Here is a 17100-nt window from a genome sequence, read left to right as displayed (position 1 = left end):
CGGTGATTCAGATGAATTTCCGCACACTCGGCATCGTCGTCGTCGCCGCGCTCGTCGTGGTCGCGGTCGCGGCCGGCGGGCTCTGGGCGTTCGGCCGGCTCTCGTATCTCGACTCCTACGGGAGCCAGTACGACTACAGCGTCCGCGTCTCGGCGGACGAGCCGATTTCGAACGTGACGGTCCTCGTCCCGCTGCCCGTCAGCGACGGCTCCTCGGCCGTCGGCGACGCCGTCGAGTCCCGCGAGTACCTGCTTCCGACGGGCTGGGCGTACGACGTGGTCGAGACGGAGTACGGCCCGATGCTCCGCCTCCGGGCCGACGAGATTCCCGCCGACCCGACGTACTACCGGGCGGTCGTCGAGAACGACCGACTCGTCCGCTGGGAGCCGATTCCGGCGAGCGAGTACAGTCGGAACGACTCCGACACGCTCCGGGTCGAACACGACGCCATAGACCTCAGCGCCGACGTTCGGGTGAACCAGTCCATCGACACGCTCGCACCCGAGGGGACCGAACCCCTATTCGAACCGCGCGAGAACGCCCGGCTCGTCCCCTGTGACTGGCCGAGCAACAGCGACGACACTCGGTGTTACGACTACGAGTCGATGCTGTTCGTGCAGTACGACGGCCCCGAGACGACGACCGTCTCGGTGAGCGTCGAACTCCGCGGCGCGAACTCGTGGTGGGTCGGCGGCTGGAACTACAACGAGTACGTCGACCACGTCACCGCCTACGACCTCCCGGCGGACCGACAGGGCTGGGTCGCCGCCGACGGCGAACTGCGGACCGGCGTCGGGAACTACCCCCGGAACCCGCCGCAGTAACCGGGTCCTCACCCTGACAAGAACCCACTCAGCCCCCGTTCAGTCCTCGTGCGACGAAGTCGGCCCGCTGCGAACGACTACCGCTTCGGGCAAACGTGGCGAAGCACACACAGGTTTTTGCTATCCTGCACGATTATACGTGATAATGTCTGGCGACGGCCCTCCGCGGGCGACCCGAACTGCGACCGAGACGGACGGCGAGGAACGAGGCGACTTCCGGCGGTTTCAGGAGTCACGCGACTACGACGTGGCGGACGTAGCCGAACACGCCGACCTCGCCGCGGACCTCCGGGATGTCGTCTCCGGCGAGGTGCGGTTCGACGAGTACGCGCAGGTGCTGTACGCGACCGACGGCTCGATTTACCGGGCGCGCCCGGCGGGCGTGGTCATCCCCCGCGATGAGGACGACGTGCGCGCCGCGGTGCGGACGGCGGCCGAACACGACGTGCCCGTGCTCCCGCGCGGGGCGGGGTCGTCGCTGGCGGGACAGACCGTCGGCCCCGGGTGCGTCGTCATCGACTGTTCGAAGTACATGGATGAAATCGTCTGTGTGGACCCCGACGCGCGGCGGGCGCGGGTCCAACCCGGCGTGGTGCAGGACGACCTCGACGACCGCCTCGCCGACCACGGCCTCAAGTTCGCGCCGGACCCCGCCTCCTCGAACCGCGCGACCGTTGGCGGCGGCATCGGCAACAACTCCACGGGCGCGCACTCGGTCCGTTACGGCATCACCGACGCCTACACCGAGGAGTTGCGGGTCGTGCTCGCCGACGGGTCGGTCGTCCACACCCGCGACGTGGTCGTCGGGAGCGACGAATGGGACCGCATCGTCGGGAAGGACGACCGCGAGGCCCATCTCTACCGGACTGTTCTCGGCCTCGTCGAGGACCACGAGGAGGAAATCGAACGGAAGTACCCGAGCCTCAAGCGGTCGGTGTCGGGCTACAACCTCCACAAGGTCGTCACCGAGACCGACGACGGCGAGACGGTTATCAACCTCTCGAAGCTGTTCGTCGGTGCGGAGGGAACCCTCGGCGTCGTGGTCGAGGCCACCGTGTCTCTCGTGACGGTTCCCGAGGAGACGGCGCTCGTCCTCTACGCCTACGACGACCTCGTGGAGGCGATGGCCGCGGTCCCCGACGCGCTCGACTTCGACGCCAGCGCGGTCGAACTCATGGACGACGAGGTGTTGCGGATGGCCGCCGAGTCCAGCGAGTACGCCCAGTACGTCGAGGAGATTCCCGACGGGACGGCGGCGACGCTGATGCTGGAGTTCGACTCCGAACTGCACGGCAACTTCGAGGCGGTGATACGCGAGGCGAACGAGCACTTCCTGCGAGACGGCGACGCCGAGTCGGCGGCGGATGACGTGCCGGCGGCGGGCGATGACGCCGACGACGCCGACGACACGGCCGGCGGCGCGTTCGAAGCCATCGAAGCGTACACGCCCGAGGCGCAGGCGGACCTCTGGAAGCTCCGCAAGGCGGCGATACCGCTTCTCATGTCGCTGCCGGGCGACCCGAAGCCCTACCCGTTCATCGAGGACGCGAGCGTCCCGCCCGAGGAGTTGGCAGAGTACGTCCAGTCGTTCGAGGAAGTGCTGGAAGACCACGGCACGTCGGCCGCGTACTTCGCCCACGCCGGCGCGGGGACGCTCCACATCCGCCCCATTCTGAACCTGAAAGACGGCGCGGGCATCGAGACGATGCGCGCCATCACCGACGACGTGACCGACCTCGTGTTGGACCACCGCGGGGCCTTCTCGGGCGAGCACGGCGACGGGATGGCCCGGACCGAGTGGAACCCGAAGATGTACGGCCCCGAACTCTGGGGCGCGTTCAAGGAACTGAAGACGTCGTTCGACCCCGAGTGGCGCATGAACCCCGGAAACGTCGTCTACCGCGACGGCCCCGACGACCTCGGCCCGGACGGCGACCGCGGCGTCGGCGCGGACATGCGCGAGAACCTCCGGTACGGCGCGGCCTACCAGTCCATCGAGCCCGCGACGACGCTCGACTTCTCGGACGAGGGGGGCTTCTCGCACCTCGTCGAACTCTGTAACGGCTGCGGCACCTGCCGACAGACTGGCTCGGAGACGATGTGTCCGACCTACCGCGCCTCGAAGGACGAAGTCGAGACGACCCGCGGGCGGGCCAACATGCTCCGCGCGGCCATCAGCGGCGACCTCCCGGAAGACGAAATTCACTCGGACCGGTTCCAAGAGGAGGTCCTCGGGCTCTGCGTCGGCTGTAAGGGCTGTCAGAACGACTGCCCGACCGGCGTGGACCTGGCGAAGCTCAAAGCGGAGGTGAAACACGCCCACCACGCCGAGGAAGGCGCGTCGATCCGCGAGCGCCTGTTCGCCAACATCGACCGACTGGCCGGCGTCGGGAGCGCCCTCGCGCCCGTCTCGAACTGGGCGGCCGAGCTACCGGGCGCGCGGGCCGCGATGGAGCGACTCGCGGGCGTCGCCTCCGACCGGTCGCTCCCGTCGTTCACCCGCGACACGCTCGAATCGTGGATGGACGCGCGACGGCCCCGCGTGCCGGCGGCGGAGGCCGACCACCGCGTCCTCCTGTTTCCCGACACCTACACGAACTACGTCACGCCCGAAATCGGGAAGGCAGCGGTTCGCGTGCTGGAGGCCGCCGGCGTCCACGTCCGACTCGCGGAGGGCGTCGAGCCGAGCGGCCGCGCCGCCTACTCCGGCGGCTTCCTCGACCTCGCGCGGCGGCGCGCGGGCCACAACGTCGAGACGCTCCGGCCGTCGGTCGAAAACGGCTGGTCGGTCGTCTTCGTCGAGCCCTCGGACGCGGTGATGTTCCAAGACGAGTACGCCGACCTCCTACCGGACGACTCGGTCGCGCCGGTCGCCGCGGCCGCCTACGGCGTCATGGAGTTCCTCGACACCTACCGACTGGACGAGGCCCTCCCGGTTCGTGGGCGCTCGGCCGACGACGACGGCGCGGCCGGAACCGTCGCCTCCGCAGTCGCCGACGGCGGCTCACTCGGCTCCCTCACCTACCACGGCCACTGCAACCAGAAGGCGCTGAACAAGGACCACCACGCGGTGGGCGTCCTCCGGCGGGTCGGCTACGAGGTCGACCCGCTCGATTCGAGCTGTTGCGGCATGGCCGGGAGCTTCGGCTACGAGGCCGAACACTACGACCTCTCGAAGGCCATGGGAGACATCCTGTTCGAACAGGTCGACGAGAGCCCGGGCGACGAGGTGGTCGCCCCCGGCGCGTCGTGTCGGACGCAACTCGAAGACAGGGACGACGCGGCGCGGCGACCGCCGCACCCCATAGAGAAGGTCGCACAGGCGCTGTCGGGCTGAGCGGGCTACTCGAAGCACTCAACCGGCCGGCCGGAGTTCCACGGGTCGGGGTCACGCGCCGACCCCGGTTCACGGCGTTCCGCAATCACATCCCTTTTGCCGGTTTGCGTGGCAGGTGAAGGCAGACCATGTCCGATGCACCCGATGTCGGCGAACTCACCCCGCCGAATCGCACGCTGATGGGCCCCGGCCCAAGCGACGTCCATCCGCGCGTCCTCCGCGCGATGTCCACGCCGCTCGTCGGTCACCTCGACCCGTCGTTTATCGACATCATGAACGAGGTGCAGGAACTCATGCGTTACACGTTCCGCACCGACAACAAGTGGACGATTCCGGTCTCGGGGACCGGGTCGGCGTCGATGGAGGCCGCCATCGGCAACCTCGTCGAACCGGGTGACACGATGCTCGTCCCGACGAACGGCTACTTCGGCGGGCGCATGGAGTCGATGGCCGAGCGCGCCGGCGGCGAGGTCGTCCACGTGGACGCGCCGTGGGGCGAGCCGCTCGACCCCGCGGACGTACAGGACGCCTTCGACGAGCACCAGCCGGACGTGTTCGGGTTCGTCCACGCCGAGACCTCGACCGGTGTGAAACAACCGGGCGTCCCCGAACTGACGAGCATCGCCCACGACCACGACGCGCTCGTCGTCGCCGACACCGTCACTTCGCTCGGCGGGGTCGAACTCGAAGTCGACGACTGGGGCATCGACGTGGCCTACTCCGGCCCGCAGAAGTGCCTGTCGTGTCCGCCGGGTGCGAGCCCGCTCACGCTCAACGACCGCGCGATGGACAAGGTGCTCTCGCGGGAGGAGCCGCCCCGCTCGTGGTACCTCGACCTGTCGCTGCTGGAGGGCTACTGGGGCGACGACCGCTCGTACCACCACACCGCGCCCATCACCAACGTCTACGCCATCCGCGAGGCGCTCCGTCTGGTCGCCGAGGAGGGCATCGAAGAGCGGTGGGCGCGCCACCGCCGGGTCGCGGGCGCGCTGAAAGCCGGCGTCGAGGCGATGGGCCTCGGCCTCAACCCCGAAGACGAGTACTGGCTGCCGAGCCTCAACGCGGTGCTCGTCCCCGACGGCGTGGACGCCGGCGCGGCCATCGACTACGTCCTCGAACACTACGACCTCGAAATCGCCGGCGGCCTCGGCGCGCTCGCGGGCGACATCTTCCGCGTCGGCTGTATGGGCCACTCGGCGCGGCCGGAGAACGTGTCGTTCCTCCTGACCGCCCTCGGCGAGGCGCTGGAGGCGCAGGGCGCGGACGTGGACCCCGAAGCCGGGTTCGCCGCCATGCGCGAGCAGTTGGGTCAGTAGCGGCCCCTAACCGGCGGTAATTCGACGCGAACCGCGGCGAAATTCGGCGAAACCGACGCAAAACGCCCACCACGGTGTCCCGTATTCATGAGCGTCGCTCCGTGAGTGGCGACCGAAGCGATTCACCATGAACCGACGTAGACTCACCCTCGCCGGCATCGCGCTCGCCGTCCTCGTCGTGACTGCGGGTGTCGCCGCCGCTGCACCGAGCGACAACGCACGCGACTCGTCCCCCGCGTCCGAGGCCGGCCAACAGGGGCCGCCCGGCGAACTCCCCGGCCCGGTTCCGGAGTTCGTCTCGGATATTCACGACCTCGTTAGCGACTTCCTGAACGGGGCCCTCGACGGGTCGCTTGGGGACACGCTAAGCGACCGCGCCAACGACTTTTCGGGTGCGTAACTAAGTGCGACCCGTCGGTAGCCGACAACTGCGCTAAACGACACCCGTCAAACCCGACTTTCCATTTCATATGAGACGCACACTCCTCGTCGCCGCGACAGTTCTGGTCCTCCTCACGGCCGGCATCTCGGCCGCGTTCGTGACCGGTGTCGGACCGTTCTCGGACGACTCTGCCGAGTCCGACGAAGCGTTCCCCACGCAGACGACCGCACCGCCCGACGACGACCGCGGTGACAGCGGCGGGAGCGACAGCAGCGACAGCAGTAGCAGCGACAGCGGAGACAGCAGCGACGACGGCGACGCGACCGAGAGCGAATCGGTGCCGCCGTTCGGCGTCGTCGTCGACAACATCGAGAAGTGCGGTCAGACGTGCCGCGACGTGACGAGCACGATAACCAACCAACAGGACGCCGACAGTTCCGGCGTCACCGTCTACAGTCGCATCTTCGTCGGCAACAGCACCGACCCGGACGATGAGGTCTGGCGCGGGTCCCAAGCGGTCGGCGACCTCGCGGCCGGCGAGTCGTACACGACGACGAAGCGCGTCAAACTGTCGTACTCCGAGGCGTTCGCGGTCCGGCAGGCCGACGGCTGGATTACGGTCCAGACGACCATCGAGACCGACGACCGAACGCTGACCTACACGGAACAGCGCGACGTGGCGTAGATTCCACGAATCTGCGGCGCGGGATGCGAGCGCCGCTCCACCGCTTCCGCAACGTCTTTTCGCGCCGGCCGCAAAGCCGGGGTATGAACATCGAGGTTCGCGAACTGGCCGACCTCGGCACCGACGCCCGCCGCGCCTTCTTCGAGCGGGACGCCGGGGTCGAGGAGGTCCGCTCCGACGTGCGCGACATCGTCGAGCGCGTCCGCCGAGAGGGCGACGTGGCGGTCCGTGAGTTCTCAACGGAGTTCGACGGCGTCCAGGTCGGCAACATCGACGTGACCGACGCCGCCGAGCGCGCCTACGACGAAATCGACGACGACGTGCGCGAGGCCATCGAGGCTGCCGCGGCGAACATCCGCGAGTTCCACGGGAAGCAGGTCCCCGAGGACTGGCGCGAGGGGTTCGGCGACGCCGGCACCCGCGAACTCGGGCGTCGCTACCGCCCGCTCGACCGGGTCGGCGTCTACGCCCCCGGCGGCACCGCCGCCTACCCGTCGAGCGTCCTGATGGGCGTCATCCCCGCGAAGGTCGCCGGCGTCGAACACGTCGCGGTCGCCACGCCGCCCGCCGAGCCGATGAACCCCGTCACGCTCGCCGCGATGCACGTCGCGGGCGCGGACGCGGTCTACTCGGTCGGCGGGGCACAGGGCATCGCCGCGCTCGCCTACGGCACGGAGACGGTGAAGGCCGTCCAGAAGGTCGTCGGGCCGGGCAACAAGTGGGTCACGGCGGCGAAGGCTGAGGTCCGCGGCGACGTGGACATCGACTTCCTCGCCGGCCCCTCCGAGGTGCTCGTCGTCGCCGACGAGACCGCCGAGGCGCGGTTCGTCGCCGCCGACCTCGTCGCGCAGGCCGAACACGACCCGAACGCGTCGGTCGTCGCCGTCACCGACGACGCCGACCTCGCCGCAGAAGTCGTCGCGGAGGTCGAACGACAGGCGGGCGAGCGCGAGCGGACGGAGACTATCGAGGCCGCGCTCGAAAGCGACGCGTCGGGCGTCCTCCTCGCGCGGTCGATGTCCGAGGCGGTGTTATTCGCCGAAGAGTACGCCGCCGAGCACCTGACCATTCAGGCCGACGACGACGAGGCGCTGTTGGACCGCATCGACTCCGCGGGGAGCGTCTTCCTCGGCCCGTACACGCCCGTCGCGGCCGGTGACTACGCTTCCGGGACGAACCACGTCCTCCCGACCGGTGGGGGCGCAAAGCGGCAGGGCGGGCTCTCTGTCGACCACTTCCTCCGCTCGACGACAGTCCAGCGCCTCGACCGCGAGGGGCTGTCGGAGCTTTCGGAGACGATTACGACGCTCGCCGAGGCCGAAGGGCTCGACGCGCACGCTCAGAGCGTCCGCGAGCGGTTCGAAGAGTAAGCGAACGCGACTCGTTCGACTCGTTTTCCGCCGACTTGCACCCGGTAGTCGCATCCTACCGGGGCGGCACCGGGTTCCGCCTGCGCCACAGTTAACCGTTCCCACAGTATAGTGGGGCGTATGAGCACGGAATCCGCGAGTGGCGGCGGCGATGTGGCGGTTGCGGTCACGCCCGCGGCCGCGGACGAAGCCGTCTCCCTCCTCGAAGGAGAGTCAATGGACACCGACGTGGCGGGCCTCCGGTTATTCGTCCAGCAGGGCGGTTGCGCCGGGCTGTCCTACGGGATGCGCTTCGACAACGAACCGGAAGACGACGACACGGTCGTCGAACAGCACGGCCTCCGCGTGTTCGTCGACCCCGCGAGCATGAACTACATCGGCGGCGCCACCCTCGACTTCGAGGGCGGCCTGCAGGGCGCGGGCTTCCACGTCGATAACCCGAACGCCGAGAGCAGTTGCGGGTGCGGCGAGTCGTTCCGGACGTAGGGACCAATTTCTTAAGCCACCCCCGCGCCAATCGGTGGCATGGCCGAACTCCAGACCCAGACCGTATCGAGCGGCAAGACCGTCTTCGTCGCTACCGACGAGCCAGAGCGAGGCTCGAAGGGACCGTTCTACGTCGTGTACTCGACCGAGGACGCCGAGAACCGCTGGGGATACCTCTGCGGTAACTGCGACTCGTTCGACACCGCGATGGACACGATGGCCCGCATCGAGTGCAACAACTGTGGAAACGTCAGAAAGCCCGAGGAGTGGGACGCCGCTCACGAGTAGTCGAGCGCCCGGCGCGACCGTTCGTCAACTATTGGTATGCCATACCGTGGCAATCTTTATCAGGGGTGCGGGTGTACGTAGACGTGCATGGCCCAGGCTTCGATGCCTCCCGTTCAGGAGGCTCGGTCGATATTCGGTCGGCTCGGCTACTCCGTCTCGGGCGACGGAACCGATATGCTGGCCGAACGCAAGTGGCGTACGGTCCACGTGACCGCACTGAGTTCGCGCGAAGCGACCGAATGCCGTCCGGTGCTCGCAGACGGCGGAACCGAGACACCGTATCGGTTCCGCTGCTTCGTGACGTGGGACGACCACATCAGCGCGCTTCGAGAGCGGCTTCGCGGTATCGACCTTCCATACGAGTGGGCAATCATCGGCGTGTCGAACGGTGGTGGGAACGACTACGAGGTCGTTCACGGGACGAACACGTAATCGAAACAGGGCGTCTTCGCCCAAACGTTTTCTCAGCCCGTCGCTAACGGACGAGCATGTCGCAGGCCGCACAGACGGAGCTGGCGCAATTCGTCCGGAGTAGACGGCTCAACGCGGTACTTGCGTGGCTGTTCGTGGGGTTCCTCGTCGCCGTCGCCATCGGGAGCGTCGTCACCGGCGGCGACCTCGTCTGGGGCGGCTTCGCGGCCGTCGTCGCCGCGGTCACCGTCGTTCCGGCCGTCGCCTTCCGCGAGCCGCGAGCGATGCTCCCGTGGGAGGTCGTCGCGCTCGCGTCGCTCCCGCTCGTCGCTCGCGTCCTCGTTCGAGGCCAGACCATCGGCGGCGTGACCTTTACCGGCCGCGTCTCGACGTATCTCGCGGTGGCCGCCATCGCGCTCATCGTCGCCGTCGAACTCGACGTGTTCACGCCAGTCCGGATGAACCACTCGTTCGCCGTCTTCTTCGTCGTCATCGCCACGATGGCCGCCGCGGGCGTCTGGGCAGTCGTCCAGTGGCTCTCGGACCTCTACCTCGGCACGCGCCTGCTGTTGAACGGCCGCCCCGACGAGGTCATCGAGACCGGGCTGATGTGGGACTTCGTCGCCGCCACCGTCGCCGGCCTCGCAGCTGGGTTGCTGTTCGAGTACTACTTCCGCCGCCGGGCGGGGTCGCGCAAGCGGCTCCCGGAGGAGGTGGCGGATGTCGCCGAGGACGTGAATCCGGCGGAGACGGACGACTACTCCGCGACGGAGGACGGTGAGTCGTCGTGAGGATTCGCTCGCACCTCCACATCGACGCGCGACGCCAGCGCCAGCTCTCGCGGGCGATGCAGGTCGTCCTCGTCGGGCTCGTCTTCATCGGCCTCGACCGCGGGAACCTCGGCATCGTCGTCAACGCGCTCGTCGGGCTCGGGGTGACCTACCTCCCGGCGCTACTCGAACGTGACTACCGCATCCCGATGGACGCCGGGCTGACGCTCTGGATATCCTCGGCGGCGTTTCTCCACGCGCTCGGCACGGTCGGCCTCCCCGGTTCGGAGACCAGTTTCTACGCGGGCGTCTGGTGGTGGGACCACCTCACGCACGCGCTGTCGTCGTCGGTCGTCGCGGCCGCCGGCTACGCGACCGTCCGCGCGGTCGACGAGCACACGGCGGACATCTACCTGCCGCCGCGGTTCATGTTCGTGTTCATCCTGCTTTTCGTCCTCGCGTTCGGGGTCTTCTGGGAGGTCATCGAGTTCGCTATCTCGGGGGTCGCCGCGCTCGCAGGTACCGGGTCGGTGCTGACGCAGTACGGCCTCGACGACACGCTCCTCGACCTCGTGTTCGACGCCGTCGGTGGGATTATCGTCGCTATCTGGGGGACTGCACACCTCTCCGACGTAGTCGGCGCGTTGCAGAAACGGCTCGAATCAACACCTCGTTGACACGTCGGCACGGTCGTAGGTTCGCCCGGTCCCTCCCGGATACGGGTGAATATCCGGAGTCCCGATATACATTTGTGTACGCCCTGAGACGTTCATACCGATGTCGAGTTGGATTGGTGACGAGGACGAAGACGAGGGCGGAGACGCGGCCGACGCGTTCGAGGCGGTCGGCCGCCGCCGTCGACTCCTCCAGGCGCTCTCGTCGGAGCCGCTTTCGAAGGCCGACCTCGTCCGCGCGCTCTCGGTCTCTCGGTCCACCGTCGACCGCGGCGTCGAGCGCCTCGTCCGGCTCGGACTCGTCGAGCGATCGAACGGCGGCTTCGTCGCCACGAGCGCGGGTCGCGTCGCTTTGGAGACACACGACGAGGCGCTCCGATCGATGGCGAACGTGCTCGACGCGGTCCCACTACTCGACCGCCTTCCCGAGTCGGTCAGTCCGCCGCCCTCGCTGTTCCGCAACGCGGTCGTCTGCACCAGCAACCTTTCGGAGATGGAACAGCGGGCCCCGCTCGATTTCGATATCAGCGAGGTGACGACACTCACCGGATTCAACGGCCCGTTCCTGTTCAGCATCTGGCCCGAAGCACGCGAACAGCTCGCGCGGCTCGGCGACAGCGCCACGCTCGTCCTCTCGGCGGAGTCCCTCGACTGGCTTTCGAAGCGCTACCCCGACGGCCTCGACGCCATCGTCGACGCCGGCGTCCGCGTCTCCGCGGTCGAGGACGAACCGGGGTTCGGCGTCGTGGTCATGGACCGCCCGACGACGGCTTCGGTCACGGTCGTCGTCTACGACCACATGGGCGGCCCGGAGGCACTGGTCGTGAGCTACGAACCATCGGCCGTGGCGTGGGGCCGGCGGCTCGTCGCGGCGCGCGCCGAGACCGCTCGTTCGTACCGTCCCGACGAGTGAGTCCCGCGACGACGCGCCGCGGATCGCTCCGTCCGTCCCGTTCACCTCCTTTTTCCCACCCGCCTCGCCGCCGAGTCGGGGACGATTATTTGTGATAGTAAGACGAAGGGTCCGACGAGATGGTGTTCAAGAAAATCACCCTTGTCGGTCGGAGTGCAGAGAGTTTCGACGCCGCCGTCGACGACGCGATTAACCGCGCCGAGGAGACGCTCGCGGGCGTCCACTGGGTCGAGGTAAAGGAACTCGGCGTCGAACTCGCGTCCGTCGAGACCCGGGAGTACCAAGCCGAGGTCGAAGTCGCGTTCGAACTCGAAGGGAAAGACGGCGAGTAGAGACGACGCTCACCCGCGCCGAGGCGATGACGGCCGCGCCGGTTCCGCGCCGTCTCGCCCGCCCGCGGGCCGTCCCGACGGCTTCTTATCCACCCGCATCGCCACATTCGAGAAGCGAATGCCTCGGCTCCTCCACTACTCCGACATCGAGAACGTCTTCGACGACACCGAACGCGCCGGCCGCCTCGCGGGCTGCGTCAGCGCCCTCGACGGCGACGACACGCTCGTGGTCGGCACCGGCGACAACACCGCGCCGGGCGTCCTCTCGCTCGTCGAGCGCGGCGGACAGGCGCTCGACTTCTACGACGCCGTGGACGCCGACCTCGAAACGTTCGGCAACCACGACTTCGACTACGGGCCGAGCCGGACCCGCGAACTCGTCGCCGCGAGTCGGCCGACGTGGGTCACGAGCAACGTCCACGGCGAGGACGGCGGCCGGTTCGCCGCCGACGAGGGAACCGTCCCGCGAACGACCCGCGAGGTGGACGGGCTGACCCTCGGCTTCTTCGGCGTCACCGACCCCGCGACCGGCACTATCAACCCGGAAGCGGCCGACGTCGGCTTCTCCGACCCCTACGCGGCCGCCGCCGACGCGGCCGCCGCGCTCAGAGACGACGGCGCGGACCTCGTCGTCGCGCTCTCACACCTCGGGAGCGGCGACGACGAACTCGTCGCCCGGTGCGACGTGGACCTCGTCCTCGGGGGCCACGTCCACGCCGAGCGCGACGACGTGGTCGACGGCGTACCGATCGTCCGCCCCGGCGCGAACGGCCACGTCGTCTGGGAGGTCCGCGTCACCGCCGACCGAATCGAGACGGTCCGCCACCGGACCGCCGAGTACCGGGCCGACGAGGGGCTGGTCGCGGCGCTGGCGGGTCGGGTCGCCGCCGCCGGTCTCGACGAGGTGCTCTGTCGAATCGACCGCCCGATGGACCGCGCCGAGGAGACCGTCGCGGCTGGCGAGTGCCGCGTCGGCAACGCCATCGCCGACGCCTACCGCTGGGCGACCGGCGCGGACGTGGGGCTGCAGAACAGCGGCGGCATCCGCTCCGGTCCGCCCATCGGTCCCGACGTGACCCACGCCGACCTCGTGAGTCTCGTCCCATTCGAGGAGCACCTCGTCGTCGCCGAGGTGACTGGCACGGAGCTATTGGCGGCGTTCGGGGCCGCCCGCGGGGCCGAGATGGGATTCGGGGAACCGGACTGGTGGCACGCCCACGTCAGCGGCGCGCGCATCGTCTGGGACGACGACCGCGACGAGGTCGTCGAGGCGTTCGTCGGCGGCGAGCCAATCGACCCCGAGGCGCGCTACACCGTCGCCACGAGCGACTACCTGCTCCACAGCACGCAGGAGTTCCCGGCCATCACGCAGGCTCACCGCGTCGGTGAGTTCGAGATTCAACACGACGCGCTGGCGCGCTACGCCCGCGAGGTCGGCTTTGACGCCGCAATCGAAGGGCGCATCGAGCGCCGGTCGGCCACCCGCGCCGACGACTGAGCGTGGGGCGGGGCCGAGACGGAGAGGCAGCCGCCGGCGAACGCGTCCGAGAGGGAAAGGTTCACGCACACCCAGCGAGTGGCTTCGGAGTATGACACGGGTCGTGGTCCCGGTTCGGTACCCCCTCTCGAAGCACTCCCGGGCGACGCTCGAAGAGGCCGTCCGCGTCGCACGCGAGCGCGACGCCGAACTGACGGTCCTCCACGTCGACCTCTACCAGTCGAACCGCGGCGTGACGCGGACCGAACTCAAACGGGCGGTCGAAGCCGAGTTCGGCCCGCTCGTCCGCGCGCGCTACGTGGTCCGCCGAGGCTTCCTCGTCGAGGAGACGATTCTCGAAGAGGTCGCCGCCGAGGAGGCCGACATCGTCGTCATCGGGTCGAAACAGGCGAGCCGCTGGCGGCGGATGCTCCGGCGGTTCCTCGACGACCCCGACATCGACGTGTTCCTCCGCGAAAAGCTCGACTGCACGGTCATCACCGTCCGCGCGGACGACTGAGCCGGCGGCTCTCGGGTTCGGATTCGTTTTCCCGGTTTCGATGCGGTTCCCAGCTCCGACTGTTTTCGCCGTTCTCCGGTCAGTCGTCGCCGCCGGCGGCGTCCGTCGATTCTGGGTCCGCCGTCTCGGCGGCCGCCGACTCCGCGTTCGTCGAGTTCGGGGCGTCGGTCGCGTCGGCCGCGTCGCCCGAGTCAGCCGGGGGTTCGGGGCCCTCGCCGTCAGAGACCGGTTGGGTGGGCGCTCCCGGTGCCGGCGACGCGGTGGCGTGACGTCGGTTTGCGCCCTCGTCGTTGGTGACGTGCAGGCTCCCGCTGGTCTCGTCGAAGACGAGGTGGGTGTGCGGGTAGGCGAACTCGACGGTGGCCTCGGACTCCTCGACGAGCGTCCAGAGGCGCGTCTGGACCTCCGACTGGATGCGACCGATTTTGTACGGTTTCAGCGCCCAGTAGCGGAGGCGCAGGAGGACGCCGTTGTCGGCGTAGGAGTTGATGTAGGCGGTCGGTTTCGCCGGGTAGCGGGCACTGCCGATGCGGATGTCCGGCCCGCCTTCGACCACCGCGTCGCAGTCGCGGGCGGCCCGCTCGACGAGGTCGCGGGCGGCGTCGATGTCGGACTCGTAGGTGACGAGCACGTCGAGCGACAGGCGGGTCCGCTCGTCTTCCGCGGAGTAGTTGATGACGTCGCGGTCGCGGATGTTCGAGTTCGACATCACGAGAAAGGTGTTGTCGAGGGTGAATATCTTCGTGTAGCTCAGCGTTATCTCGTCGATGAAGCCCTTCGTGCCGTCGTCGAGTTCTATCATGTCGCCGATTTCGAACGGCTGGTCCGAGAGGACGAACACCCCGTTGATGATGCTCCCGACGATGGGCGCGAGGACGATACCGAGCACCGCCGAGAACACCGTCACCGAGAGGACGATGTCGCCGAGTTCGAGGCCGAGGACGTTCGCCCCGACGCCGACGCCGACGAGGACGATGGCGAGACGAACGATTCGCAGGATGGTCTGGGCGACGCTCTGGCGGCGGAACTGCCGGGCGACCGGCCGACCGATCAGACGGACAGCGTACTTCGACAGCGCGACCGACAGGGTGACGATGACGAGGGCGACGACGATTCGCCACCCCGGAAACAGGAAGTAGTCCGGCACGAACGCCGGCGGTTCGACCGCCGTCGACTGGAGCGGAGCGACCGCGACGTGGCTCCCCGCCGTCAGCGTCCCGCCGACCGCGCCCGACGCGTCGGCAACCCCCTCGACTCCGTGCATGGAAACCGCAACGAAGAGCGGCGAAAAAAGGGTTGTTACTCCGAGGGTTCGGTCGCGGTGAACGGCTAAGTGTCGGGGCGTCGCAGTATCTGCATGGTCAACGCGACGAGCGCCCGCCCCGACTTCCGCATCACCCACGAGACGCCGCCCAGCCGAGCACTCCTCTGTGGCTTTTCGTCGTTCGGACTCGCCGGACTCACGGCCGTCGACTTCATCGTCGACCACCTCGACCTCGAACAGACCGGCCACCTCACCGTCGAAGGCCTCCCGGCGGTGACCCCCTTCGAGGACGGGCGGCCCCGACACCACACCCGACTGTTCTCCCGCGAGGACCTCGACGTGACCGTCCTCGTCGGCGAACTGTTCGTCCCGGCAGTCCACGGCACCCAGTTCGGCAACGCCATCCTTGAGTGGACAGAGCGCAATCAAGTCGAGGAACTCGCCGTCCTCTCGGGGATTCCGATGGCCCACGGCCCGGACGAACACCGCGTGTTCTACATCGCCACCGACGACTACCGCGAGGCGCGACTCGCCGACAGCGACATCCCCCCGATGGGTCGGGGCTTCTTCGACGGCACCAACGCGGCGCTCGTCGAGCGCGGTATCGGGTCGCCCCTCGGCGTCGGCGTCTACGTCACGCCCGTCCACGCGCAGGTCCCCGACGTGGAGGCGGCCATCCGCCTCGTCGACGCCGCCAACGACGTGTACGACCTCGGCGTCGACTCCTCGCCGCTGGAGTCGTTCGCGGCCGAGGTCCAGCAGTACTACGCCGAGCTCGCCGAGCGACTCCGCGACAGCGAGGCGGAGCTCCCCGAGGACCGAATGTACATGTGAGCTCCAACCCGCCCGCCGACCCGCGACACTCGACGGCAGCCCTGCTACGGCTTGTGCCACTTGTTTTCGGAATTTCGTGCTACTCGGATTTCAGTAAATGATTTAGGTGATGCCGTACACGTCACGACTATGGCTGACGAACTGCGGCTCACCATGGAGCGAGTCGGTGAGCGCTTCAACCTCGGCGAGTACGAGATAGACGCGTATCTGGCCGTCCTCGAACACGGACAGTTGACGGCGAGCGAAATCGCCGACCGAACCAGCATCCCCCAGCCGCGGGTGTACGACACGGTCCGGAGCCTGTCGGACCGCGGCCTCGTCGAACTCCGCGAGTCGCGCCCGATGAAAATCGTCGCGGTCGACCCCGACGACGCTTTCGCGAACGTCAAGACCTCGCTTGAGGAGCTCATCGAGGAACTGGAGGCGCGCTACACCGCCCCCGCCCGCGACACCGAGGCCGTCTCGCTCGTCAAGTCGCGGTCGACCATCCTCCGCTACATCGAGGAGATTATCGAGGCCGCGGAGTACGAACTCGTGCTCTCGTTGACGCCCGACCTGCTTCGTCGCTTCCGCGACGACCTCGCGGCGGCCATCGACAGCGGCGTCAGCATCGACCTGCTCGTGACGCCGGCCTCCCGCGCGCCCGACCCGGACGAGTTCAACTACCTCGACGTGGCGACCATCGCCCGCGCCCGCCGCGGCATCACCTCGCCCGTCCTCGCAGTCGCCGACGGCGAGTACTCCATCTACGCGACCCAAGACGCCCTCCGCGATGACCGCGACCGCTACGGCGTCATCTTCAACCGCTCCGCGCTCGGCTTCCTCGTGAGCGGCTTCTTCGGGACCGTCCTCTGGAGCACCGCCGAGACTATCGTCGCCAACGGCAAGCGCCGGCCGTTCCCACGCCGCTACGCCTCTATCCGTCGGGCCGTCAAGGATATCCGCGAGATAGAAGGCGACTTCTACGCCTCCGTCTCCGGCCGCGACATCGAGACGGGCGACCCCATCGTGGTCGAAGGGCGCGTCATCGAGACGGCCTTCGAGGACACGGAGGAGGTCGCGTCGCTCCACATCGAGACCGAGGAGGGCGTCGTCGAGGTCGGCGGACTGGTCGCCGCGCTCGAAGACGTGGAAGGACAGGAGATTCTGCTCGGCCGCGACGAGGTTCCGAACCGCGACGAAATCGTCTGAAGCCGCGTCGTCAGTTTCCGCTCGTG

18 protein-coding genes are annotated in these 17100 nt (G+C 68.4%); 17 read left to right on the top strand and 1 reads right to left on the bottom strand.

The annotated features are described in order from the left end of the window. Positions 1-11: 11 nt before the first annotated feature. From AM590_RS16250 to AM590_RS16180, 15 genes are all read left to right on the top strand, one after another. Positions 12-824, top strand: a complete 813-nt coding sequence (locus AM590_RS16250) for a hypothetical protein (RefSeq protein ID WP_058828364.1) — start codon at positions 12-14, stop codon at positions 822-824. 145 nt (positions 825-969) lie between these two features. Then, positions 970-4161: an FAD-binding and (Fe-S)-binding domain-containing protein gene (locus AM590_RS16245; RefSeq protein WP_058828363.1), complete on the top strand. Its 3192-nt coding sequence runs from the start codon at positions 970-972 to the stop codon at positions 4159-4161. A gap of 179 nt (positions 4162-4340) precedes the next feature. Continuing rightward, on the top strand, positions 4341-5477 hold the full coding sequence (locus AM590_RS16240; protein WP_172795827.1) for an alanine--glyoxylate aminotransferase family protein: 1137 nt from the start codon (positions 4341-4343) through the stop codon (positions 5475-5477). A 127-nt stretch (positions 5478-5604) separates the two neighbouring features. Next, positions 5605-5877 carry a hypothetical protein gene (locus tag AM590_RS16235; RefSeq protein ID WP_058828362.1) on the top strand — a complete coding sequence of 91 codons (273 nt, stop codon included), beginning with the start codon at positions 5605-5607 and terminating at the stop codon, positions 5875-5877. A 70-nt stretch (positions 5878-5947) separates the two neighbouring features. Continuing rightward, positions 5948-6544, top strand: a complete 597-nt coding sequence (locus AM590_RS16230) for a hypothetical protein (protein ID WP_058828361.1) — start codon at positions 5948-5950, stop codon at positions 6542-6544. 89 nt (positions 6545-6633) lie between these two features. Next, positions 6634-7914 (top strand): histidinol dehydrogenase, encoded by a 1281-nt coding sequence (gene hisD, locus AM590_RS16225; protein ID WP_172795826.1) that lies wholly within the window; start codon positions 6634-6636, stop codon positions 7912-7914. A gap of 120 nt (positions 7915-8034) precedes the next feature. Further along, the gene (locus tag AM590_RS16220; RefSeq protein WP_058828359.1) at positions 8035-8400 is read left to right on the top strand and encodes an iron-sulfur cluster assembly accessory protein; all 366 of its coding nucleotides are present in this window, start codon (positions 8035-8037) and stop codon (positions 8398-8400) included. Positions 8401-8439: 39 nt separating this feature from the next. After that, on the top strand, positions 8440-8688 hold the full coding sequence (locus tag AM590_RS16215) for a DUF5816 domain-containing protein (RefSeq protein ID WP_004042840.1): 249 nt from the start codon (positions 8440-8442) through the stop codon (positions 8686-8688). 87 nt (positions 8689-8775) lie between these two features. Continuing rightward, a complete protein-coding gene (locus tag AM590_RS16210; RefSeq protein ID WP_004974708.1) occupies positions 8776-9120 on the top strand; it encodes a hypothetical protein in 345 nt (114 codons plus the stop codon). 56 nt (positions 9121-9176) lie between these two features. Next, the gene (locus AM590_RS16205; RefSeq protein ID WP_058828358.1) at positions 9177-9890 is read left to right on the top strand and encodes a hypothetical protein; all 714 of its coding nucleotides are present in this window, start codon (positions 9177-9179) and stop codon (positions 9888-9890) included. Then, positions 9887-10546 carry a hypothetical protein gene (locus AM590_RS16200; protein WP_058828357.1) on the top strand — a complete coding sequence of 220 codons (660 nt, stop codon included), beginning with the start codon at positions 9887-9889 and terminating at the stop codon, positions 10544-10546. The genes AM590_RS16205 and AM590_RS16200 overlap by 4 nt, the downstream gene beginning before the upstream one ends. A 100-nt stretch (positions 10547-10646) precedes the next feature. Next, a complete protein-coding gene (locus AM590_RS16195) occupies positions 10647-11456 on the top strand; it encodes a winged helix-turn-helix domain-containing protein (RefSeq protein WP_058828356.1) in 810 nt (269 codons plus the stop codon). Positions 11457-11575: 119 nt separating this feature from the next. Continuing rightward, positions 11576-11788 carry a dodecin gene (locus AM590_RS16190; protein WP_004969446.1) on the top strand — a complete coding sequence of 71 codons (213 nt, stop codon included), beginning with the start codon at positions 11576-11578 and terminating at the stop codon, positions 11786-11788. A 118-nt stretch (positions 11789-11906) separates the two neighbouring features. Then, a complete protein-coding gene (locus AM590_RS16185) occupies positions 11907-13286 on the top strand; it encodes a bifunctional UDP-sugar hydrolase/5'-nucleotidase (protein ID WP_058828355.1) in 1380 nt (459 codons plus the stop codon). Positions 13287-13377: 91 nt separating this feature from the next. After that, on the top strand, positions 13378-13785 hold the full coding sequence (locus AM590_RS16180; RefSeq protein WP_004974696.1) for a universal stress protein: 408 nt from the start codon (positions 13378-13380) through the stop codon (positions 13783-13785). A 79-nt stretch (positions 13786-13864) separates the two neighbouring features. On the opposite strand, the gene AM590_RS16175 is transcribed toward AM590_RS16180, so the two are convergent. Beyond that, positions 13865-15049, bottom strand: coding sequence for a mechanosensitive ion channel family protein (locus AM590_RS16175; RefSeq protein ID WP_058828354.1), 1185 nt, complete (start codon positions 15047-15049; stop codon positions 13865-13867). A gap of 93 nt (positions 15050-15142) precedes the next feature. On the opposite strand from AM590_RS16175, the gene AM590_RS16170 reads away from it, so the two are divergent. Next, positions 15143-15883, top strand: coding sequence for a proteasome assembly chaperone family protein (locus AM590_RS16170; RefSeq protein WP_058828353.1), 741 nt, complete (start codon positions 15143-15145; stop codon positions 15881-15883). Between the two features lie 129 nt (positions 15884-16012). Next, complete coding sequence (gene trmB, locus AM590_RS16165) at positions 16013-17074, top strand: HTH-type sugar sensing transcriptional regulator TrmB (RefSeq protein WP_004974690.1); 1062 nt, start codon at positions 16013-16015, stop codon at positions 17072-17074. The last annotated feature ends 26 nt before the right edge of the window (positions 17075-17100 follow it).

The organism is Haloferax sp. Q22 (assembly GCF_001482285.1).
Taxonomy (GTDB): domain Archaea; phylum Halobacteriota; class Halobacteria; order Halobacteriales; family Haloferacaceae; genus Haloferax.
The sequence above is the reverse complement of the archived record's forward strand: the minus strand, read 5'-3'. Positions and strand labels throughout refer to the sequence as shown.